This window comes from Streptomyces apricus (genome assembly GCF_008369065.1).
In the GTDB taxonomy this organism is placed as follows: Bacteria; Actinomycetota; Actinomycetes; order Streptomycetales; family Streptomycetaceae; genus Streptomyces; species Streptomyces apricus.
Window position 1 is genome coordinate 1 of record NZ_VDFC01000249.1, and the last position, 959, is coordinate 959.

At 80.5% G+C, this 959-nt stretch carries 1 pseudogene; it reads right to left on the minus strand.

Features of this window, described 5'->3' with window-relative positions:
• Positions 1–932, minus strand: a pseudogene (locus tag FGF04_RS39500) (Rne/Rng family ribonuclease); the annotation flags it as partial.
• Positions 933–959 lie beyond the last annotated feature (27 nt).

Consider the following 959-nt stretch of genomic DNA (forward strand, 5'->3'; position numbering starts at 1 on the left):
GGGGCCTCCCTGTGCTCGTCGCGAGCAACGGCCTCGGTGGGCTCGGTCGCGGAAGGGGTCTCGGCGCGGGCGGTCCTCGACCGGCCGGCGCGGCGAGTGGGCTCGGCGGCGGCCTCGACGGGCGCCGCCTCGGTGCTCTCGGCGGCCTCGGCGCGCTCCGTGCTCTCGGTGCTGCCGGTGCTCTCGGTGCTGCCGGTCTCCGCCTGCGGCGCACCGGCGGGCGCGGTGGCGCGCCGCGTCGCACGACGGCGCGCACGCGGGGCGGGGGCGGCCTCGACCTCGGGCTCAGCCTCAGCGGCCGGGGCCTCGACGACCTGCTCAGGCTCGGGCGCGGCTTCCTCGGCGGGCGCCTGGACCGTCTCGGCCTCGGCAGCCTGGGGCGCACCGGAGGGAGCGGTCGCCCGGCGCGTCGCACGACGGCGCGCACGCGGGGCGGGGGCGGCCTCGACCTCGGGCTCAGCCTCAGCGGCCGGGGCCTCGACGACCTGCTCAGGCTCGGGCGCGGCCTCCTCAGCAGGCGCCTGGACCGTCTCGGCCTCAGCAGCCTGCGGCGCACCAGAAGGAGCGGTCGCCCGGCGCGTCGCACGRCGACGCGCACGCGGAGCAGGAGCGGCCTCGACCTCGGGCTCAGCCTCAGCGGCGGGGGCCTCGGCGGTCTCGTCGTTCTGCACGACGGCGGCGGTAGTGGACGTGACAGCGTCCGCCGGGGCCGGGTCGGCCGGGGCAGTGTCCTGCGGCGCGCCCGCGGGAGCGGACGCACGGCGGGTGGCGCGGCGGCGGGCACGCGGGGCGGGGGCGGACTCGGCAGGCGCCTCGGCGGGCGTCCCGGCCTCTGCCGCGGTCTCCGCGGCCGTCGCTTCCAGGTCCTGCGGCGTCTCGTCCGCGGCGGGGTCGGCGGTGGCCGGTATGGCCGGCGCCGTGGTCTCCGTCACGGCTGCGCCCTCGGCGTTCGCCGAGGG